Below are 555 nucleotides of genomic sequence, written 5' to 3' on the forward strand. Positions count from 1 at the left end.
TGTAAATCGTCAGCAAAAAGTGGACCGATAGAGGTTATTTCTTAGGGAGTGTTTCCAAACAATTATTAAATTACAAAATGGAAACAAGAAAAAAACAATCAGCAGAAAATTACATCAAAGACATCCGTCGTAAGACACGTCGTATATTTAGTTCCGAGCAAAAGATTCAAATCATCATGGAGGCTTTACGAGCCGAGAGTTCCATTGCAGAATTATGTAGAAAACACTCGATCCAAGAGTCTACTTTTTATAAGTGGAACAAAGAATTCTTGGAGGCTGGCAAGAAGCGATTATCAGGAGATTTAACAAGGGAAGCCACCAGTGATGAGGTCGCTGATCTTCGCAAAGAGAACCTTAAACTCAAAGAGACCTTAGCTGATTTAGTGATTCGCTATGACATCGTAAAAAAAAGTTTAAACGCCTTGGATTAAGCGAAAAGCTCAAACGATATATGCGATTATCAGCATCAGAAAAACAAGAAATCATTCACATGGTCACAAGATCAGATATAGGTATTAATCGAACACTCAAGCAATTGGGTTTGAATAAAAGCAC

The 555-nt window shown here is 37.1% G+C and carries 1 protein-coding gene; it reads left to right on the forward strand.

What is annotated here, in order from left to right; all coding sequences use genetic code 11:
• The first annotated feature begins 77 nt into the window (after window positions 1-77).
• On the forward strand, window positions 78-431 hold the full coding sequence (locus ACST13_RS11055; RefSeq protein ID WP_459523259.1) for a transposase: 354 nt from the start codon (window positions 78-80) through the stop codon (window positions 429-431).
• Window positions 432-555: the final 124 nt, after the last annotated feature.

This window comes from Aquirufa sp. A-Brett2-W8 (assembly GCF_054558755.1).

Bases quoted from the DNA above. Each gene is read 5' to 3' on its own strand.
- ACST13_RS11055 (WP_459523259.1), top strand. From the start codon at position 78: ATGGAAACAAGAAAAAAACAATCAGCAGAAAATTACATCAAAGACATC.